Genomic DNA, 17,549 nt, shown 5'->3' on the forward strand with positions numbered 1-17,549 from the left:
ATTTCGAACTACACTAACAATATAATACGATATCGCATCAAACAAGTTCTACTTCGTACTTTATGACGTTCGACAGATCATCTCTTGCCCGAAACAGCCCATATTGGTAAGCAAACATAACCAATATCGGAAGTTTGCCATGCCCGTCATCACCACAATCGATGATCTCAAACGCATCTACGAGCGCCGCGTGCCGCGCATGTTCTACGATTACTGCGAATCCGGCAGCTGGACGGAACAGACCTTCCGCGACAATTCCTCGGACTTCGATGACATCCGCCTGCGCCAGCGCGTGGCCGTCGACATGTCGGGCCGCTCGACCAAATCCCAGATGATCGGCCAGAACGTCGCCATGCCCGTCGCCCTCGCCCCCGTGGGCCTCACCGGGATGCAGCACGCCGACGGCGAGATGAAGGCCGCACGGGCGGCCGAGAAATTCGGCGTCCCCTTCACGCTATCGACCATGTCCATCAACTCGATCGAGGATGTCGCAGGCTTCACCGACGCCCCCTTCTGGTTCCAGCTCTACACGATGAAAGACCAGGACTATGTCAGCCGCCTGATCCAACGGGCCAAGGACGCAAACTGCTCCGCCCTCGTCATCACGCTCGACCTCCAGATCCTCGGCCAGCGGCACAAGGACCTGAAAAACGGCCTCTCCGCCCCGCCAAAACTCACGGCCAAGACCATAGCGAACCTCGCCACCAAATGGGCCTGGGGGATCGAGATGCTGTCGGCCAAGCGCCGCGAGTTCGGCAACATCGTGGGCCACGTGGATGGCATCAGCGACGCATCATCGCTTGGGGCCTGGACCGCAGAGCAATTCGACCCGACCCTCGACTGGTCAAAGGTGGCCAAGCTGAAAGAGCAATGGGGCGGCAAGGTCATCCTCAAGGGCATCCTCGATGCCGACGACGCCAAGATGGCGCTCAAGGTCGGCGCCGACGCCATCATCGTGTCGAACCACGGCGGGCGGCAGCTTGACGGCGCGCTCAGCTCCATCCGCGCCCTGCCCTCGATCCTCGACGCCGTGGGCGATCAGGTCGAAGTGCATCTCGACAGCGGCATCCGCTCGGGCCAGGACGTCCTCAAGGCGCTCGCCATGGGGGCCAAGGGCACCTATATCGGCCGCGCTTTTGTCTACGGTCTGGGCGCTATGGGTCAGCAAGGTGTGACCGAGGCGCTCAATGTCATTCACAAGGAACTCGACACCACAATGGCGCTGTGTGGTGAAACGAACGTCGCCAATCTCGGGCGGCATAACCTGCTGGTGCCCGAAGGATTTGAAGGGCGTTGGCAATAGGGATTTCGCCGCGGGGCCCCGCGGCGACCGGCTGGGGCTCTGCCCCAGACCCCGAGGTATTTTTAGCCAGAAGAAGGGATATGCGGGCGTTGGCGGCCAAGCATCCGTCCCCATGACGGGAGGAGGAGTGCTGCCACCGCAAACATGATGCCGGCGACCACGTAGAAAGAGACGCGGAGACCGAACCCTTCGGCGACAAAGCCCATGATGACGGGACCGAGGAAAAACGCTGCATAGCCAAGGGCCGCGGCCTGACTGATCGCGGCAAGACGGTATTTCGGGCGCACGGCCTGCCCCACCAGTCCCAGCGCCAAGGGGCCGACGACCGACACACCAAGCCCACCCAGCAGGAACCCGGCATAGGCCATGGGCAGCCCTGTCGCCATCCCGGCAAGCGCCAGCCCAAGACCGGCAATGCACGACGCCACAACCATCAACCGGAAGGGCGGCCAGCTTGCGCCAAAGATGTGCCCGCCCAAACGCCCCACGGCCATGCCAGTGGCCAGCAGCGCCGGGCCCATCGCCCCCTCAGCCGGGCCACCGCCCAGCGTCCGCTCCACATGCAGCGCCGACCAGCCCTCGGACGCGGCCTCTCCCAGAAAGGCCGACAGGACAACCAGACCGCCAACCCAAACCAGAAGACGCGGCATGCCGCTTGCATCCTGCGTGTCCTCCTCGGTCAGCGTCCGCACCGGCAGGATCAGCCAGGGGCTGAGAATGGCCACCGCCAGCATGAGCACCGAAAAAATGGCGACCGGCCCATACCCGCCCTCACGTGCCACACCCACGGCCACAGCAGCCAGCGCATAGGACACCGAAAACAAACCGTGGTTCAGGTTCATCAGCGACCGGCCCGTGCTGGCCTCGGCCTCGCTCACCTCGGCATTGGCCAGCACATCCGCGATCCCAGACCCGCCCGCCGCCAGAAACAGCGCAATGCCCATCACCAGCGACGTCTGCGCTGCACCCGCCAGCACAAAGCCCGACGCCATCACCGCAGCCCCCGCAATCATCGCCCACCGCCCAATCAGACGGTGCAGCAGCGGCGCCAGCCACATCGCCATGATCGCGCCGGTCGACCCGATCAGAATCAACGTGCCCCAGGCCCCGTCGCTCACACCGATCTGGCCCTTGATCACCGGCATCTGGGCAGAAAACGCAGCCCAGCCAAAGCCCACGATAACAAAGCCCATCAGGGCGCGGCGCGAGGCGATGATGTCATCCAGAAGTCTCATGTCCCAGCGGTGACACGGGGCCCTCACCTCGTCCAGCCCTCGCGCACGTATTTTGCGTCTTTTCACGGCCCCAAAACCGGTCTATAGCGCAGCCTTCACGCGGGGTGACAGCCTTGGAGGCACCCTGCCCTAACTTTGGAGAATACATATGGCTGGAGAGATTCCTGATCTCGAAGCCCTGGAACGCACGGGGACAGGCAAGGGCGCCGCTCGTCAGGCCCGCCGCGACGGCATGGTTCCAGGGATTGTTTTTGGTGGCGACGCAGATCCGCTGCCGATCAATCTGCCCTTCAACAAGCTGTTCAAAATGCTGAAAGCCGGTCGGTTCAAGTCGACCCTGTTCAACATGAAAGTCGAAGGCCACGAGGACGTCCGCGTCATCTGCCGCGACGTGCAGCGCGACGTGGTCAAGGACCTGCCCACGCACGTGGATTTCATGCGCCTGCGCCGCACTACCAAGATCAACCTGTTCATCGGCGTTGAAGTGGAAGGCGAAGACGTCTCGCCCGGCCTAAAAAAAGGCGGCGTGTTGTCGCTGGTCCGCCCAGAGGTGGAACTGGTCGTGACAGCTGGCGACATTCCCGAAAGCATCACCATCGACGTGAGCGGCGCGGAAGTCGGCGACAGCATCACCATCTCTTCCGTGACGCTGCCAACAGGCGCCAAGCCGACCATCGACCGTGACTTCGTGATCGCGACGATCACCGCACCGTCGGGCCTGCGCTCGTCCGAGAACGAGGAAGGCGCCGCCGAGGGCGAAGAGGCCACCGAAGCGGCTGGCGAAGAATAATCGCCCAACTTTGTTTGGGTTAAGATCAGGCCGCTCCGATCCGGGGCGGCCTGTTTCGTTTCGGCATATCCTGCGCGGCTCCTAACAAATTCTGAAGCGACATGAGAAAAGGTTAACCCTTTTCAATATCTTAACGGCCGCGCACCACCCAAAACACGCAATTTGCGGGCGAAAATGTGCAGTTTGTGCAAATCGGGCCTGAATCGCAGGGGATTCCGGAGGCCAAAACGCGCAGTTTGCGTTGAAAAATGTGTAGTTTTACCGCACGCGGGCCGAACGCTCCGACCGTACGGTGCGTTTACGCATTGCTGGACCCGCCCCTGCCCGCCCTTTATGCTGCGCTGCAACATGACACGAGGGCATCCATGAAACTGATCGTCGGTCTGGGCAATCCCGGACAGAAATACGCGCGGAACCGGCACAATATCGGATTCATGGTTCTGGACCGCATTGCCGCCGATCACGGCTTCCCGACATGGAAGTCCAAGCATCAGGGATCGGTGTCCGAAGGACGCTTTGGCTCGACCCGCGCGATCCTGCTGAAGCCCGAAACCTACATGAACAAATCGGGCGACAGCGTCGGCGCCGCGATGCGATTTCACAAGCTGGAACCCGAGGATGTCATTGTTTTACATGACGAAATTGACCTGGCACCGGGCAAGGTGCGCTGGAAGATCGGCGGCGGACATGCCGGGCACAACGGCCTGCGTTCGGTCCACGCCCATATCGGCGCCGACTATGCGCGCGTCCGGCTGGGCGTTGGACATCCGGGGCACAAGGATGCGGTCCCCGGCTATGTCCTGCGCGACTTTCCGAAAGCCGATGAGGCATGGCTCGACGATGTCATACGCGGATGTTCCGATGGCGCGCCCCATCTAGCCGTGGGTGACGGGGCCAAGTTTATGAACGCCGTCGCGCTCCGCGTGGCCCCACCCCGTTCAAGCAACACTCAGAAAAAGGGAGAAAATACAAAGGCTTCCGAAGTCGAAGCCGCACCCGAGCTGGACAACCGCTCGCCTATTCAGAAACTGATGGACCGATTTTCATGACCTTACGTGACGCCTTTTTGAACCAATCCAAAACCTGTGCCCATATGGGCTCACCCCTAATGGGGCGGGTCCTCGGCATTCTCGCGGACCGCTGGGATCCGGACACGGCACTTGGTCAAAAAATGGCGGAATATCAGGGGGATATCGGGCCTGCCGGGCATTCGCTTCCGCTCCGGATCGGCGGCGGTCTACACGCGCTTGTGCTGCAAGGCAAGGATGCTGACCTGATCAATGCCTACCCCCCCAACACGGCAGACGACACAGCTCTTGAAAGCGCCGTCCTGAACGCATTGAAAACACACGAAGATTTCTTTCTCGACTGGACCCGAAACGCCCCACAGACCAACGAGGTCCGGCGCAGCGCGGCGCTGATCCCGATGGCGCATGTCGCCCTGTCGCATTTCGACCGGCCCATCGTCCTGTCTGAACTGGGCGCAAGCGGCGGGTTGAACCTGATGTGGGACCACTTCGCGCTCGAAACTCCCACGTACCGCTTCGGGCCGGAGGATGCCGCGCTCACGCTCAGCCCCGAGTGGACTGGCCTGGTGCCGCCCAAGAGTTCTCCACAGGTTGTGGATAGATCGGGTGTGGACCTCAATCCTCTGAATTTACATGATAAAAAAGACCGGATGGCGCTCCTGTCCTATCTCTGGGCCGACCAACCGCACCGGGTCGAACTGACCCGCTCCGCCACATCCGTGCTGACCGCCAAGGTTGACCAGGGGGATGCCATCGACTGGCTGGAACAGCGTCTGGCAACCGCGCCAGAGGGTCATATGCACATGATCCAGCACACGGTCGCATGGCAGTATTTCCCCGCAGACGCACAGGCGCGGGGCACAGCCATGATTGAAGCCGCCGGAGCGAAGGCGACACCGGAGACGCCCCTCGCCTGGATGCAGATGGAAACCGATGGCGATACGACCGGCGCGGTTGGCGCTGCGTTAACCTTGCGCTTGTGGCCGGGCGACCTCACCCTCAACCTTGGACGCGCCGATTTTCACGGTCGATGGATCAACTGGGCGGGATAATGCCTAGCGCTGATTAACCGACTGGGGATAGCAGCGCGCAAGGTGAGGATGAAAATGCGAAAAGTCGCAAAATGGATATTTCGGGGCCTTTTGGCTCTAGCATTAGCCGCAGTTGTGATCGGTTTGTGGAAACGGGAAGAGATCACACGCCTGCTTGCAGTGAACAGTTTGTTCGATGAAACCCGCATTGTATCGAACTTTTCGAACATGGATGGCGCATTCCTGCATCGCGAAATCCCGAAGGGCGACACCCCTGTCAGTCCGCTGCCAATGGGCACAGCGCTGGATATGCCCGCCGGGTATGACGAGTGGGTGACCGCCCGCACGGTGACCTCCACCCTTGTCCTCAAGGACGGCCAGATCGTGCATGAGGCTTACTACCAAGGAACGGGACCGAATGACCTGCGCATCAGCTGGTCCGTCGCAAAAAGCTATCTGTCGGCTTTGTTCGGCATCCTTGTGGACGAGGGTGCGATCACATCGCTGGACGCACCTGTCACCGACTATGCGCCCGCTCTTGCAGGTGGTGCCTATGACGGGGCGACCATTCGGAACGTTCTGCAGATGACGAGCGGCATCACATTTGACGAGGACTACCTGGATTATAACAGCGATATCAACAGGATGGGCCGCATTATCGCCTTGGGCGGCAAGATGGACAACTTTGCCGCTGGCCTGACAGAAACCTTCGCGTCAGCCGGCGAGACCTGGCAATACACCTCAATCGACACGCATGTGGTCGGCATGGTGGCACGCGGTGCCACGGGCCGTGACATCCCGGACCTGATGGCCGAAAAGCTGATCGGGCCGCTGGGACTTGAGCGCGCGCCCCTCTACCTCACCGACGGTGTCGGCGTGGCCTTTGTCCTTGGCGGGCTCAACATCACGACCCGCGACTATGCCCGGTTCGGGCAGATGATCCTGCAAAACGGCACATGGCAGGGCCAGCAGATCGTTCCTGCGGATTGGATCGCCGCCTCGACCCGCCCAAGCGCACCGACACGGCCAGGCAAGATCGGGTACGGCTATCAATGGTGGATCCCCGTCGGCGCGTCCGAAGGGCAGTTCACGGGCCGTGGTATCTACGGTCAGTACCTCTATATCGACAAAGAAGCGGGTGTCGTGATTGTCACCACTGCGGCGGATCGCAAGTTTCGCGAGGCTGGCGTAAGTGCTTCGAATATCGACATGTTCCGCCAAATCGTGGCCGCAACGGAGTAAAACATGGAACCCGATGAAAGCGTCAACGTCCTGGGCACTGCGCTTGAGGTTTGTGGCATGGACCCGGTCACCGGCTTCTTCCGCGACGGCCATTGCAACACCTGCGCCGCAGATCAGGGCAGCCACACGATTTGCGCAGTTATGACGGCCGAATTCCTCGCCTACTCCAAGTACGTGGGCAACGACCTGAGCACACCGCGGCCCGAATACCGCTTCAAAGGGCTGAAACCCGGTGACAGTTGGTGTCTGTGCGCCTCGCGCTTCCTGCAGGCACACGAGGAAGGCTGCGCGCCAAAGGTCAGCTTGTCTGCAACGCATCTGCGGGCCTTGGATGTTGTCCCGCTCGACGTCCTGAAACAGCACGCGGCCTAGTGCTGTAACGGTCCATCCATCAGGTCATCAATAAACAAACTCAGCAATTGGGGCCGGCCCGATACGCCGGCCTTGCGGTAAATCGCATTGGTCTGCGCCTTGACTGTCCCCTCGGACGTCTCGCGCATTGCGGCAATGTCCTGGGTGCTGAACCCCTTGATCGAAAAGAGCGCCACGTCCCGTTCTGCCGGGGTCAGGCCCCACAGGGTGAATTTGTCCTCAAGTAGCTCCATGAAGGCGCCGGATGCCGCCCGAAGCTGGCTTTCCACATGCTCTGACCGTCGCATGGCGGCGCGCAGCATATAGGCCCCTACCCCCACCCCGATAATCAGACCAAGGGCGGCGGCAATCTCAATAAGTTCGTGAACCTGCCAATTGATCGGCGCAATGGGAAGGCCGAGCAAAGTAATGAGAATTTCGTACACAAAAAACACGGCACACAACGTTTGAACCAATAGAACAACTGAAAAAATCACCATGTGTCGCGATATTCTGAATGCAGCACGACCCTCAGTCGTCGTCGCCATCGTCGCCTCCGTCATCCCCCCCGTCATCGCCGCCGTTGTCATCGCCACCGTCGTGGTCGCCGCCGTCATCATCGCCATCATCATCGTCGCGGTCGTCGTCATCATCACGATCGTCATCATCGCGGTCGCTGTCGCCATTGCGGTCTGCGTCGCCGCCACCGGACCGGCCTGGATTCACAATCTGGGTACCCTGACCCTCACCGTCCAGTTCGCGCCAATAGTCGCGCAAAATCTCACCGGTCACCGGGCTGACAACAATCTCGCGATACAGATCCCTGCTGCGCGCCACGATCCGCGACCGTCCCAGAAGGGTGCGGCGCACCTCAATCTGCGAAAAGCCCTGTTCGCGCAATTGCCGGACAATGCTGTCCTCAATCGGGCCAGCAAAACTCGCAGAGCTGAGCGCACAGGACAGCGCAAAGGCACAAAGCCACGTCTTCATATCATATACCCCGCCCGCAAAACTCGGGGAGCGGCTGTCGGGTGGACATATGGTGGGTCGATGTCTGCATCGTCGTCCTAGCCATCCTCACCGGCGTCGCCGCCGCCCCGGTCATCAATTCCATGGTCATCGTCATCACCCCGATCATCGTCACGCGCGTCCTGCCCGCCCAGGACATCCTCATCTTCGTCATCCGAGTGCGAGGACCATCCACCACCTGCAAACAAGTCCGAGAACTTGAACCGACCGTCGGTATCGGCCTCGCCCGTTGTAGCAATCAGCATTGCAATCGCCGTCAGAGTCACTGTCTTTTTCATCTCGTATCCTTTCTTTGTATGCATCACGGCGGAAATCCGCGACGTCACTCAGAAAAGGGACAAAAGTGCACTGATGCCCATGCTCTAGGGGTTTAATCTGCGCGGAGTAAACACATGACCAAACGGTCTAAACCGGAGTTTATGGTCCACGGTGCAGGCACCCGCAGTGGTGCGCCCACAAAAAAGGCGGGCCAAAGCCCGCCTCGCTTGCGTGTTTTGCGATTGCTTTATTCTACGTTGCGCCCCTCGGGGCCTGACATGTCAAAGCCAAGATGCCGCGCGACGGTGAAAATGTCCTTGTCCCCACGGCCACACATGTTCATGCAGATGATGTGATCAGAGGGCAGCGTAGGCGCAATCTTCATCACATGGGCGAGGGCATGGGACGGCTCAAGCGCGGGAATGATCCCTTCGGTCGTGCAGCAAAGCTGGAACGCCTCCAGCGCCTCCACATCCGTGATCGAGACGTATTCCGCCCGGCCAATATCATGCAGCCATGCGTGTTCCGGTCCGATGCCCGGATAGTCGAGACCGGCAGAGATTGAGAAGCCTTCGAGGATCTGGCCGTCATCGTCTTGCAGAAGATAAGTGCGGTTGCCGTGCAGCACGCCGGGGCGGCCGCCAGTGAGGGACGCGCAATGCTCCATCTTGGCATTCACACCCTTCCCACCCGCTTCGACACCAATGATCGCGACCTCTTTGTCATCGAGGAAGGGATAGAACAGGCCCATCGCATTGGACCCGCCACCGATGGCGGCGATCACCGTGTCGGGGAAACGGCCCTCGGCCTCGGTCATCTGCTCGCGGACTTCCTTGCCGATGATGCTTTGGAAGTCGCGGACCATGGCGGGGTACGGGTGCGGCCCGGCCACTGTGCCGATGCAATAGAACGTGTCGCGCACGTTGGTCACCCAGTCGCGCAGCGCATCGTTCATCGCGTCCTTAAGCGTGCCGCGACCTGAGGTGACCGGGATCACCTCCGCGCCCAGCAGCTTCATGCGGAACACGTTGGGGGCCTGACGCTCGACGTCATGCGCGCCCATGTAGACCACGCATTTCAGACCGAATTTCGCACAGACCGTTGCCGTGGCGACCCCGTGCTGCCCTGCCCCGGTCTCAGCGATGATCCGGGTCTTACCCATGCGCCGCGCCAGGATGATCTGGCCCAGCACGTTGTTGATCTTGTGCGCACCGGTGTGGTTCAGCTCGTCGCGCTTCATATAGATCTTGGCGCCGCCAAGATGCTCGGTCAGGCGCTCCGCGAAGTAGAGCGGGCTCGGACGCCCGACATAGTGTTTCCACAAATGGTCCATCTCGGCCCAGAAGCTGTCGTCGGTCTTGGCCTTTTCGTATTCCTCTTCCAGCGACAGGATCAGCGGCATCAAGGTCTCGGATACGAACCGCCCGCCAAAGTCGCCAAAGCGCCCGTTTTCATCGGGGCCGGTCATAAAGGAATTGAAAAGATCGTTGGCCATCGTCGCCTCCCGCGTTCAGGTCAGATCGCGTTTATACCCGATGTGAGAAGGGGTAAAGCCAAGCCGCTCATAGAACCGCGCACTGTCGGTGCGACCTTTGTTCATCGTGAGTTGCATCAGCTTGCAACAGGCGGCGCGCGACCGCTTTTCGGCATCGGCAAACATGGCTTCGCCAATGCTTTGCCCGCGCAGATGGCTGGCCACGCGCACGCCTTCGATCTGTGCACGGCGTGTGGCGCTCAGGGACAGGCCCGCGATGAATGTCAGGTGGTATGTGGCAATAACGTCACCCGCCAGTTCACCGACGATGACGGTGTTGTTTGGGTCTGCCTCAATCTCCCTGAACGTCGGCAGATAGGCATCAGCTTGGGTGCTTTCGCGGGTTGCGCCCAGCTTGTCGTCCATCAGAAGTGAGAGGATAGCGGGAACGTCAGCCTCTGTCGCGTTGCGAAAGGTGACGCTCATGCGCCCTGTGCCGCCGCCATAAAGGCGCGGATCAGGTTTGCGTCCTTTTCACCCGGTGCAGCCTCAACTCCCGAACTGATGTCCACCTGACGGGCACCGGTCAGGGCAACCGCTTCGGCCACGTTCTCGGCCGTCAGGCCCCCGGCGAGCATCCAGGGCACGGGCCAGCGCCGTCCCGAGATCAGACGCCAGTCGAAGGTTAGGCCATTGCCGCCCGGCAGATCTGCGTTCTTGGGCGGTTTCGCATCGACAAGGATCTGGTCTGCCACACGAATATATGCGTCGAGCGCAGGCAGATCGTCAGCGTCTGCAACGCCCACCGCCTTCATCACCGGCAAGCCATAGCGCGCCTTAATTTCGGCCACTCGTTCGGGCGTCTCGGCCCCGTGCAATTGCAACATGTCGAGCGGGACTTGGGCGACCAGCTCGTCCAGAAACTTATCATCAGCGTTCACGACCAACGCCACCTTGGCGACACCGGGAGGCACGTCCAATGCGAGCGCGCGTGCATCTGCGACGCTGATGTTGCGCGGGGACTTCGGGAAAAACACAAAACCGATGTACTTCGCGCCCGCCTCAACTGCTGCGGCCACGTGTTCGGGGCGTCCCAGGCCGCAGATTTTGACTGAAACGTCAGACATGGGCTTGGATTAGCTGGCTTCGTCCAGGAGCGCCAGCACCTCGTCCTTGCCCTCGTGCTTTTCGGTCTTGAGGCGTTTGACCTCACGCTCAAGCCTGCGCTTGTCGCGCGCGTTGCGCGCATTCTCGGCCCGGATTGTGTGTTCGCGCATCCATTCCCAGACAAAACCAACCAGCAAGCCAGCAATGATGCCGCCAAAGATCACGACGAAAAGCGGGAGTTCGATGGTCGGGGCCACCGCAAAAAGACCGGCGATCTCATCCGGCAACAGCTTCAACGTCACCATGCCGCGATTGGCCAGGGCGACGGCAATCAGCGCCACGGCAAAGATGGCAATGCAGGCATAGCGAATGTAGCGCATCAGGCTTTCCCGTTCAGACGATCACGCAAGAGCTTTCCGGTCTTGAAGAAGGGCACATGCTTTTCTTCGACGTCAACCGTTTCACCGGTGCGAGGGTTACGCCCCGTCCGTGCGTCACGCTTCTTGACCGAAAACGCGCCGAAGCCGCGCAACTCGACCCGGTCGCCGCGTGCCATTGCGTTGGTCACTTCGTCGAAGATGGTGTTCACGATCCGCTCAACGTCTCTTTGGTAGAGGTGTGGATTTTCGTCTGCGATCTTTTGGATCAACTCTGACCGGATCATCTTGTTCCCTCCCGAGAGACTCGGACTTTTTATATTTTGTCGTCCTGTAAGTATAGGAACAAACGCGCCTTTCGGGAATAGCCCGTATTTGCGCGTGCAGGCTTTTTTTGCCTTTTGCGCAGGGACGTGAGCAGTTTTTGGACGGCAGTTCGGGGCCTGCATGGGATATGCAGCATCGTGCACCACCTGTATCAGACGCGATTCGAACACCGAATCTGACATAGAAAAAGGGGCCCCGCAGGGCCCCTTCGAAAACACTCATGTGCGTAAGGCTTAGTCGTCGCCCTTGAGCGCGGCGCCCAGGATATCGCCGAGCGATGCACCGGAGTCGGACGAACCGTACTGTTCCACGGCCTCTTTCTCTTCGGCGATCTCGCGCGCCTTGATCGACACACCCAGACGGCGGGTCTTGTTGTCGATGTTGGTGATGCGGACGTCCACCTTGTCACCGACCGAGAAACGCTCGGGGCGCTGTTCGGCACGGTCACGCGACAGATCGGAGCGGCGGATGAAGGATTTCATGCCTTCATATTCCACTTCGACACCGCCATCTTCGATGGCTGTCACTTCGACGGTCACGATCGAGCCGCGCTTCACGCCGCCCACGGCTTCGGCAAACTTGTCGCCACCAACCGCCTTGATCGAGAGCGAGATGCGCTCTTTCTCAACGTCCACTTCGGACACAACCGCGTGGACCATGTCACCCTTCCGGTAGTCCTGAATGGCTTCCTCGCCACGCTGGTCCCATGACAGGTCGGACAGGTGAACCATGCCGTCGATGTCGCCTTCGAGGCCAACAAACAGACCGAATTCGGTGATGTTCTTGACTTCGCCTTCGACCTCTGTGCCCTCGGGATGCGTTTCTGCAAACACTTCCCACGGGTTGCGCATGGTCTGCTTGAGGCCCAGGGACACGCGGCGCTTGGCACCGTCGATTTCCAGAACCATGACCTCAACCTCTTGCGAGGTGGACACGATTTTGCCGGGGTGCACGTTCTTCTTGGTCCAAGACATTTCGGACACGTGAACGAGACCCTCGACACCCGGCTCCAGTTCGACGAACGCACCGTAGTCGGTGATGTTCGTGACGCGGCCTGTGTGCGTGCTTTCCAGCGGGTACTTGGCGGCCACCAGATCCCAGGGATCTTCTTGCAGCTGCTTCATGCCCAGCGAAATGCGGTGGGTTTCCTTGTTGATCTTGATGACCTGCACCTTGATCGTCTCACCGATGGTGAGGATCTCGGACGGGTGGTTCACGCGGCGCCATGCCATGTCGGTGACGTGGAGCAGGCCGTCAACGCCGCCCAGGTCAACAAACGCACCGTATTCGGTGATGTTCTTGACGACACCGTCGACATTCTGACCTTCGGACAGGTTGCCGATCACCTCGGCGCGCTGTTCGGCGCGGGATTCTTCGAGGATCGCGCGACGCGACACAACGATGTTGCCACGACGGCGGTCCATCTTGAGGATCTGGAAGGGCTGCTTCAGACCCATCAGCGGGCCAGCGTCACGCACGGGGCGGACGTCAACTTGGCTACCGGGCAGGAAGGCCACGGCACCGCCGAGGTCGACGGTGAAACCACCCTTAACGCGGCCAAATATGGCGCCTTCGACGCGGGCGTCGTCGGCATATGCTTTTTCCAGGCGATCCCAGGCTTCTTCACGGCGGGCCATCTCGCGCGAGATGACGGCTTCGCCACGGGCGTTCTCGGCCGCGCGCAGGTACACTTCGACCTCGTCTCCGACAGAGATTTCGGGCGCTTCACCGGGATTTGCGAATTCTTTGAGCTCGACGCGGCCTTCCATCTTGTAGCCTACGTCGATGATGGCTTGGCCTGCCTCGATGGCGAGGACCTTACCTTTGACAACTGACCCTTCTTCGGGTGTGTCCATTTCGAAGCTTTCTTGCAGGAGGGCTTCGAATTCCTCCATCATTTTATCAGCCATGTGGCGTCGGTTTCCTAACTATGTTCAGTTTTTCGGGCCGAGCGGTTGTCTCCGCCGGTCTTGCTGGGTTTGAGCCTTTGGTCGCAGCGCCGTTTCCCAACACATCAAGGGTCACCGACCAGTCGGGACCCTTCAATGGCCGTGAATCATCACGACGCAGCAACGCGCGCGGTATAGTCCAGCTTCACCAATGTCGCAAGCTGGGCGCCATCGCCTTAGTGAATGTGCAGGAACATTGAACCTTGGTTTTGATCGAAATTGTGACAGCAGAAGCCCTACGGATTGATTGACAATCCGGAAACATAGTCATTATGACTATACCTTAGAGTATAAGCCCCACAAGAAGTTCTACAAATAAACGCAAATTTTAAACATCTGCGATCTGGGGTTTTCATTTAGACTGTCTTGGGGAAGAAGATGGATCATTACGACGCTGACTACGAAGCACGTGCTTCAGAACTGCACGTGAGCGATGCCGAGATTGTGCCCGCCAACCAGACCGTTGGTCGACTTAAAACCAGAGCACGCTCAAATAATGTTGTCGCCTTTCCAACGCGGATCGACGGCACTCTTAATTCCGGCACCCAACATCCCGAAACCGCTGACGGGGCCAGTACGCTCATAGAAAGCGGTGACCTCTGGGCGCGTGATGTGTTTCTTATCTGCGACGACGAATCGACTGCCCGGCCGACGATGAATGCGCTGGCAGACCGCATGAACTCCCTCACGCAGCTGAACGACGTCGCATCGGCATTCCAACTGGCTGGGTGCTGCGACGGCGCCGACATCATGCTGGCGCTGGATCTCGACGCAATCCCGAATGTCGCGAACACTTTCATTCAGCTCTCCGAACTGCGGCAGACCAGCCGCGGGCTTGCCGTTTTGACCATGTCACAGTCGTTCTCGCGAACATGTGTTATGCACCGGGAAAACCCCGACTTTTCAGATGCGAGCGTACGACTGCCCGCGTCCGAGTATGAAATGTCTGTTGCGCTGCACTTTGCGGTTACGAACGCCTTCTTCCGCGCATCATAGCGCAGATGCAACGCTGTGCATGAAATTTGACTACCAGACGTAAGCAAAAGCGCTTTTCCGCCGAGCTTATGTTGTCAGAATGACTGAAAAACAGTAGTAACAGTGAAAAGCGGTGCGCCAAAAGCACTGCAGGTTGGGTGTACCGTGGATACAAAACTGTTAGGGCAGATCGCACAACTTCGCGCTTTGCTCGAAGAGATGGAGAAAGACTTCGGCATGCACGAGCTGTCGCGCAACGAACGCGACATCGTCTTAGCTTTTTGTGCATGTATCAAGGACAGCAAGTCCGACGATGGAATGTGTTCGACCGACGTCGTGCGCGCCAACCCGATCGTCAAGGAAATCTCACAACCGACTTTTCACAGAACTCTCAAACAATTGATCAAACGGGGATTGATCGAACGATGCGAAGGGTTTCCCATGGGGCTTTACCGGCTCTCGGATCGCGCGTCAGGTCAGTTTTAAGGAGCTGACGCCCAAACAAAAAAGCATTTCGCTTGTCAAAATCCCTGAACACATCAGCTCGGCTGAACAGTGATGTATTTTTAAAGATTGGTTTGCACAGCGGCGCTATCATCGTCGCCTATTTCGTCACGTGGGAACTGATCATGGAGGGGCAGCGGCTGTTCATGCCGATGCTGCCCACCCTAGCAACGCTGTTCTATCTGCCCTTTGGCATCAAAGTTATCTCTGCCTTTTTCGAAGGATGGCGCTGTCTGATTTACTTAGCGCCCGGCATCGTCGTCGGAAACATCTTTTGGGTTGGGATGCCGTTCGACACTATTGTGACCTACATCACCTGGTTGGCAAGTTACGGAACCGCGCCAGCAATCTTTGCAACGCTCGACTGGGCAACCCGCGAAGATCGCCGCAATGTAACGGCAGGCCGGGCCTGGCGCACAATGATTGCGGGCGGCGCTGCGGCGTCAGTCATGATCTCGGTGCTGGTCCACGTCATACGTCATCGCAATATCCCGCATGACGACTTCATCCTGAGCATGTTCAAGTACATGATCGGTGACATGCTGGGCCTGTTGCTTGTCCTCGCGCTTCTGATGGGACTGTTCCGGTACATGCGCACGACGCGCTAGCAGCCAAAGTATCAGATTTCTTCGCCGAGTTCCTGAAGCTCTTTCAGCAGCTCCTGATAGATCCCGTTGCTGTCGCCGCCGCCAAAGACGGTGGCGCCGCCGGAATAGCTTTGGCCATAAGTGCGCGCCACGTTGATGGTCTGCACGAAAGCCGACAGAAGCTGATCCTTTTCAAGCGAGCTGAGCGGATGAATGAACACACCCCAGAGCCGTCCTTGCGCCACGGCATAGCGCGCATCCAAGGCACTGTCGAAATTGGCCTGCATCAGCCGCATCAGTTCCGAAGTATCCAGGCCGTCGGCAGAGCGGATCGGCACCATCGCTCTCATACGGTCCGCAACCGGGTCCGCAATTACGATGATCGGGATGTCTTCGATGGTGAACTGAATCGCGTTTCCAGCAGGTTGCGCTGCGGGGTCAATCGCGCGGATGATTTCAGCCATCCGCAAAAGCGTCATAGGCGGCTCGAGCGGCGCCTCGGGCAATGCATCGGCCTCAGGCAGAACCTCGGCCTCTGAACCGTTGCCAGATGTCTGGGCGTGGACAGGGCCAAGAGCGGCCAGAGCGAAGAGAACGGATGCAACACATGTCGTACGGAAAACAGCCACGTCGGACGCCTTTCATCTTTGGATAGACAAAGGCTAGGCCAGCAATGGCTCAAATACCAAGCACCGTTTGGTGATCGATTGAAACAGGCGCGTCCAAAGACGCACCTGCAACGGTGTGTCAGACGGCAGACTTCAATGCGTCCGCCAGGTCCGTGCGCTCCCAGCTGAACCCGCCGTCAGCATCGGGCGCGCGGCCAAAGTGGCCATAGGCTGCGGTGCGCTGATAGATTGGCTTGTTCAGGGCCAGATGCTCGCGAATGCCGCGGGGCGTCAGATCCATGGCCTCTGCCACGGCATTCTCGATCGCCGCGTCCTGAACCTGACCTGTGCCAAAGGTGTCGCAATAGATCGACAGCGGCTTTGACACACCAATGGCGTAGGACAACTGAATGGTGCACTTGTCCGCGAGCCCGGCAGCCACGACGTTTTTGGCCAGATAGCGAGCCGCATAGGCCGCCGACCGGTCCACCTTGGTCGGGTCTTTGCCTGAGAACGCGCCGCCCCCGTGCGGGGCTGCGCCGCCATAAGTATCGACAATGATCTTGCGCCCGGTCAGACCGGCATCCCCGTCAGGTCCACCGATCACGAACTTGCCCGTCGGGTTCACGTGCCATTCCGTGTCGGCGGTCAGCCAGCCCTCCGGCAGAACCTCTTCGATGTAGGGGGCAACGATGGCGCGGATGTCTTCGCTGCTCAGCGTCTCGTCCAGATGTTGTGTCGACAGCACGAGCGAGCTGACACCCACCGGCTTGCCGTCGCGGTAGATCACCGAAAGCTGCGACTTGGCGTCAGGGCCAAGCGTGGGCTCTGTCCCATCTTTGCGCACTTCTGCCAGACGGCGCAGGATGGCATGCGCATAGTGAATGGGTGCAGGCATCAGTTCAGGCGTCTCGTTGGTCGCAAAACCAAACATGATGCCCTGATCCCCTGCCCCTTCATCCTTGTCCCCGGCTGCGTCAACGCCCTGCGCGATGTGGGCGGACTGTTCATGCAGCAGGTTCGTGATCTCGCAGGTGGCGTGGTGGAACTTGTCCTGCTCGTATCCGATGTCCTTGATGCAGGCGCGCGTGATCTCGTCGATCTTGCCCATGTAGTCCTGCAACTTGTCCTGATCGCTCAGGCCCACCTCACCGCCGATGACGACGCGATTTGTGGTGGCAAATGTCTCGCAGGCGACGCGGGCTTCGGGCTCTTCCGCGATCAACGCATCAAGCACCGCATCGGAGATGCGGTCGCAGACTTTATCCGGGTGGCCCTCGGAAACGGATTCCGAGGTGAAAGTGTAGTTCTTGCGGGACATGAGCGCTCCATTAGGTTTATCCGCGCCACGTCAGGAAGCCGTTGTGGCGCGTC

General features: G+C 59.6%; 21 protein-coding genes and 1 riboswitch. Of the genes, 9 read left to right on the forward strand and 12 right to left on the reverse strand.

All coding sequences use genetic code 11. The annotated features are described in order from the left end of the window. Positions 1-139: 139 nt before the first annotated feature. Positions 140-1,303 carry an alpha-hydroxy acid oxidase gene (locus tag RA29_RS02985; protein ID WP_039682800.1) on the forward strand — a complete coding sequence of 388 codons (1,164 nt, stop codon included), beginning with the start codon at positions 140-142 and terminating at the stop codon, positions 1,301-1,303. Between the two features lie 62 nt (positions 1,304-1,365). On the opposite strand, the gene RA29_RS02990 is transcribed toward RA29_RS02985, so the two are convergent. Continuing rightward, on the reverse strand, positions 1,366-2,538 hold the full coding sequence (locus RA29_RS02990) for an MFS transporter (protein WP_039682801.1): 1,173 nt from the start codon (positions 2,536-2,538) through the stop codon (positions 1,366-1,368). Positions 2,539-2,686: 148 nt separating this feature from the next. On the opposite strand from RA29_RS02990, the gene RA29_RS02995 reads away from it, so the two are divergent. The 5 genes from RA29_RS02995 to RA29_RS03015 all read left to right on the forward strand — a co-directional run bounded on the left by RA29_RS02995 (position 2,687) and on the right by RA29_RS03015 (position 7,001). Next, entirely contained in the window at positions 2,687-3,328 is a 642-nt protein-coding gene (locus RA29_RS02995) for a 50S ribosomal protein L25/general stress protein Ctc (RefSeq protein ID WP_039682803.1), read from the forward strand. A 365-nt stretch (positions 3,329-3,693) separates the two neighbouring features. After that, on the forward strand, positions 3,694-4,377 hold the full coding sequence (gene pth, locus RA29_RS03000) for an aminoacyl-tRNA hydrolase (protein ID WP_039682805.1): 684 nt from the start codon (positions 3,694-3,696) through the stop codon (positions 4,375-4,377). Further along, positions 4,374-5,408, forward strand: a complete 1,035-nt coding sequence (locus RA29_RS03005; RefSeq protein ID WP_039682807.1) for a DUF2332 family protein — start codon at positions 4,374-4,376, stop codon at positions 5,406-5,408. The genes pth and RA29_RS03005 overlap by 4 nt, the downstream gene beginning before the upstream one ends. Before the next feature lie 54 nt (positions 5,409-5,462). Then, positions 5,463-6,629 (forward strand): serine hydrolase, encoded by a 1,167-nt coding sequence (locus RA29_RS03010; RefSeq protein WP_039683870.1) that lies wholly within the window; start codon positions 5,463-5,465, stop codon positions 6,627-6,629. Positions 6,630-6,632: 3 nt separating this feature from the next. Continuing rightward, a complete protein-coding gene (locus tag RA29_RS03015) occupies positions 6,633-7,001 on the forward strand; it encodes a DUF2237 domain-containing protein (protein ID WP_039682809.1) in 369 nt (122 codons plus the stop codon). Here RA29_RS03015 and RA29_RS03020 read toward each other — a convergent pair. From RA29_RS03020 to rpsA, 9 genes are all read right to left on the reverse strand, one after another. Beyond that, positions 6,998-7,630: a helix-turn-helix transcriptional regulator gene (locus tag RA29_RS03020; RefSeq protein WP_342666387.1), complete on the reverse strand. Its 633-nt coding sequence runs from the start codon at positions 7,628-7,630 to the stop codon at positions 6,998-7,000. The genes RA29_RS03015 and RA29_RS03020 overlap by 4 nt on opposite strands. After that, positions 7,512-7,970 (reverse strand): hypothetical protein, encoded by a 459-nt coding sequence (locus RA29_RS03025; protein ID WP_193743451.1) that lies wholly within the window; start codon positions 7,968-7,970, stop codon positions 7,512-7,514. Before RA29_RS03025 ends, RA29_RS03020 begins: the two co-directional genes overlap by 119 nt. Positions 7,971-8,047: 77 nt before the next feature. Further along, positions 8,048-8,287 carry a hypothetical protein gene (locus RA29_RS03030; RefSeq protein ID WP_152612907.1) on the reverse strand — a complete coding sequence of 80 codons (240 nt, stop codon included), beginning with the start codon at positions 8,285-8,287 and terminating at the stop codon, positions 8,048-8,050. 227 nt (positions 8,288-8,514) lie between these two features. After that, entirely contained in the window at positions 8,515-9,762 is a 1,248-nt protein-coding gene (trpB, locus tag RA29_RS03035; protein ID WP_039682815.1) for a tryptophan synthase subunit beta, read from the reverse strand. 15 nt (positions 9,763-9,777) lie between these two features. Then, positions 9,778-10,227, reverse strand: a complete 450-nt coding sequence (locus RA29_RS03040) for a GNAT family N-acetyltransferase (RefSeq protein ID WP_039682816.1) — start codon at positions 10,225-10,227, stop codon at positions 9,778-9,780. Then, complete coding sequence (locus tag RA29_RS03045; RefSeq protein WP_039682818.1) at positions 10,224-10,868, reverse strand: phosphoribosylanthranilate isomerase; 645 nt, start codon at positions 10,866-10,868, stop codon at positions 10,224-10,226. The genes RA29_RS03040 and RA29_RS03045 overlap by 4 nt, the downstream gene beginning before the upstream one ends. 9 nt (positions 10,869-10,877) lie before the next feature. Beyond that, entirely contained in the window at positions 10,878-11,228 is a 351-nt protein-coding gene (locus RA29_RS03050) for a LapA family protein (protein WP_039682820.1), read from the reverse strand. Continuing rightward, positions 11,228-11,512 carry an integration host factor subunit beta gene (gene ihfB, locus RA29_RS03055; RefSeq protein WP_039682822.1) on the reverse strand — a complete coding sequence of 95 codons (285 nt, stop codon included), beginning with the start codon at positions 11,510-11,512 and terminating at the stop codon, positions 11,228-11,230. The genes RA29_RS03050 and ihfB overlap by 1 nt, the downstream gene beginning before the upstream one ends. A gap of 273 nt (positions 11,513-11,785) precedes the next feature. Next, complete coding sequence (gene rpsA, locus RA29_RS03060; protein ID WP_039682823.1) at positions 11,786-13,462, reverse strand: 30S ribosomal protein S1; 1,677 nt, start codon at positions 13,460-13,462, stop codon at positions 11,786-11,788. A gap of 417 nt (positions 13,463-13,879) precedes the next feature. Between rpsA and RA29_RS03065 the strand changes: the two genes are divergently transcribed. The 3 genes from RA29_RS03065 to RA29_RS03075 all read left to right on the forward strand — a co-directional run bounded on the left by RA29_RS03065 (position 13,880) and on the right by RA29_RS03075 (position 15,588). Beyond that, entirely contained in the window at positions 13,880-14,497 is a 618-nt protein-coding gene (locus tag RA29_RS03065) for a hypothetical protein (RefSeq protein ID WP_039682825.1), read from the forward strand. 144 nt (positions 14,498-14,641) lie between these two features. Beyond that, positions 14,642-14,962, forward strand: a complete 321-nt coding sequence (locus tag RA29_RS21715; RefSeq protein ID WP_152612908.1) for a MarR family transcriptional regulator — start codon at positions 14,642-14,644, stop codon at positions 14,960-14,962. A 92-nt stretch (positions 14,963-15,054) separates the two neighbouring features. After that, the gene (locus RA29_RS03075) at positions 15,055-15,588 is read left to right on the forward strand and encodes a hypothetical protein (RefSeq protein WP_152612909.1); all 534 of its coding nucleotides are present in this window, start codon (positions 15,055-15,057) and stop codon (positions 15,586-15,588) included. Positions 15,589-15,599: 11 nt separating this feature from the next. Here the strand turns inward: RA29_RS03075 and RA29_RS03080 are convergent, their stop codons facing one another. Further along, positions 15,600-16,196 carry a hypothetical protein gene (locus RA29_RS03080; protein WP_342666376.1) on the reverse strand — a complete coding sequence of 199 codons (597 nt, stop codon included), beginning with the start codon at positions 16,194-16,196 and terminating at the stop codon, positions 15,600-15,602. Between the two features lie 118 nt (positions 16,197-16,314). Then, positions 16,315-17,496, reverse strand: a complete 1,182-nt coding sequence (metK, locus tag RA29_RS03085; RefSeq protein WP_039682829.1) for a methionine adenosyltransferase — start codon at positions 17,494-17,496, stop codon at positions 16,315-16,317. Positions 17,497-17,499: 3 nt separating this feature from the next. Beyond that, positions 17,500-17,549: riboswitch (SAM-SAH riboswitch) on the reverse strand.

The sequence above is a fragment of the Tateyamaria sp. ANG-S1 genome, assembly GCF_000814025.1.
Taxonomy (GTDB): domain Bacteria; phylum Pseudomonadota; class Alphaproteobacteria; order Rhodobacterales; family Rhodobacteraceae; genus Tateyamaria.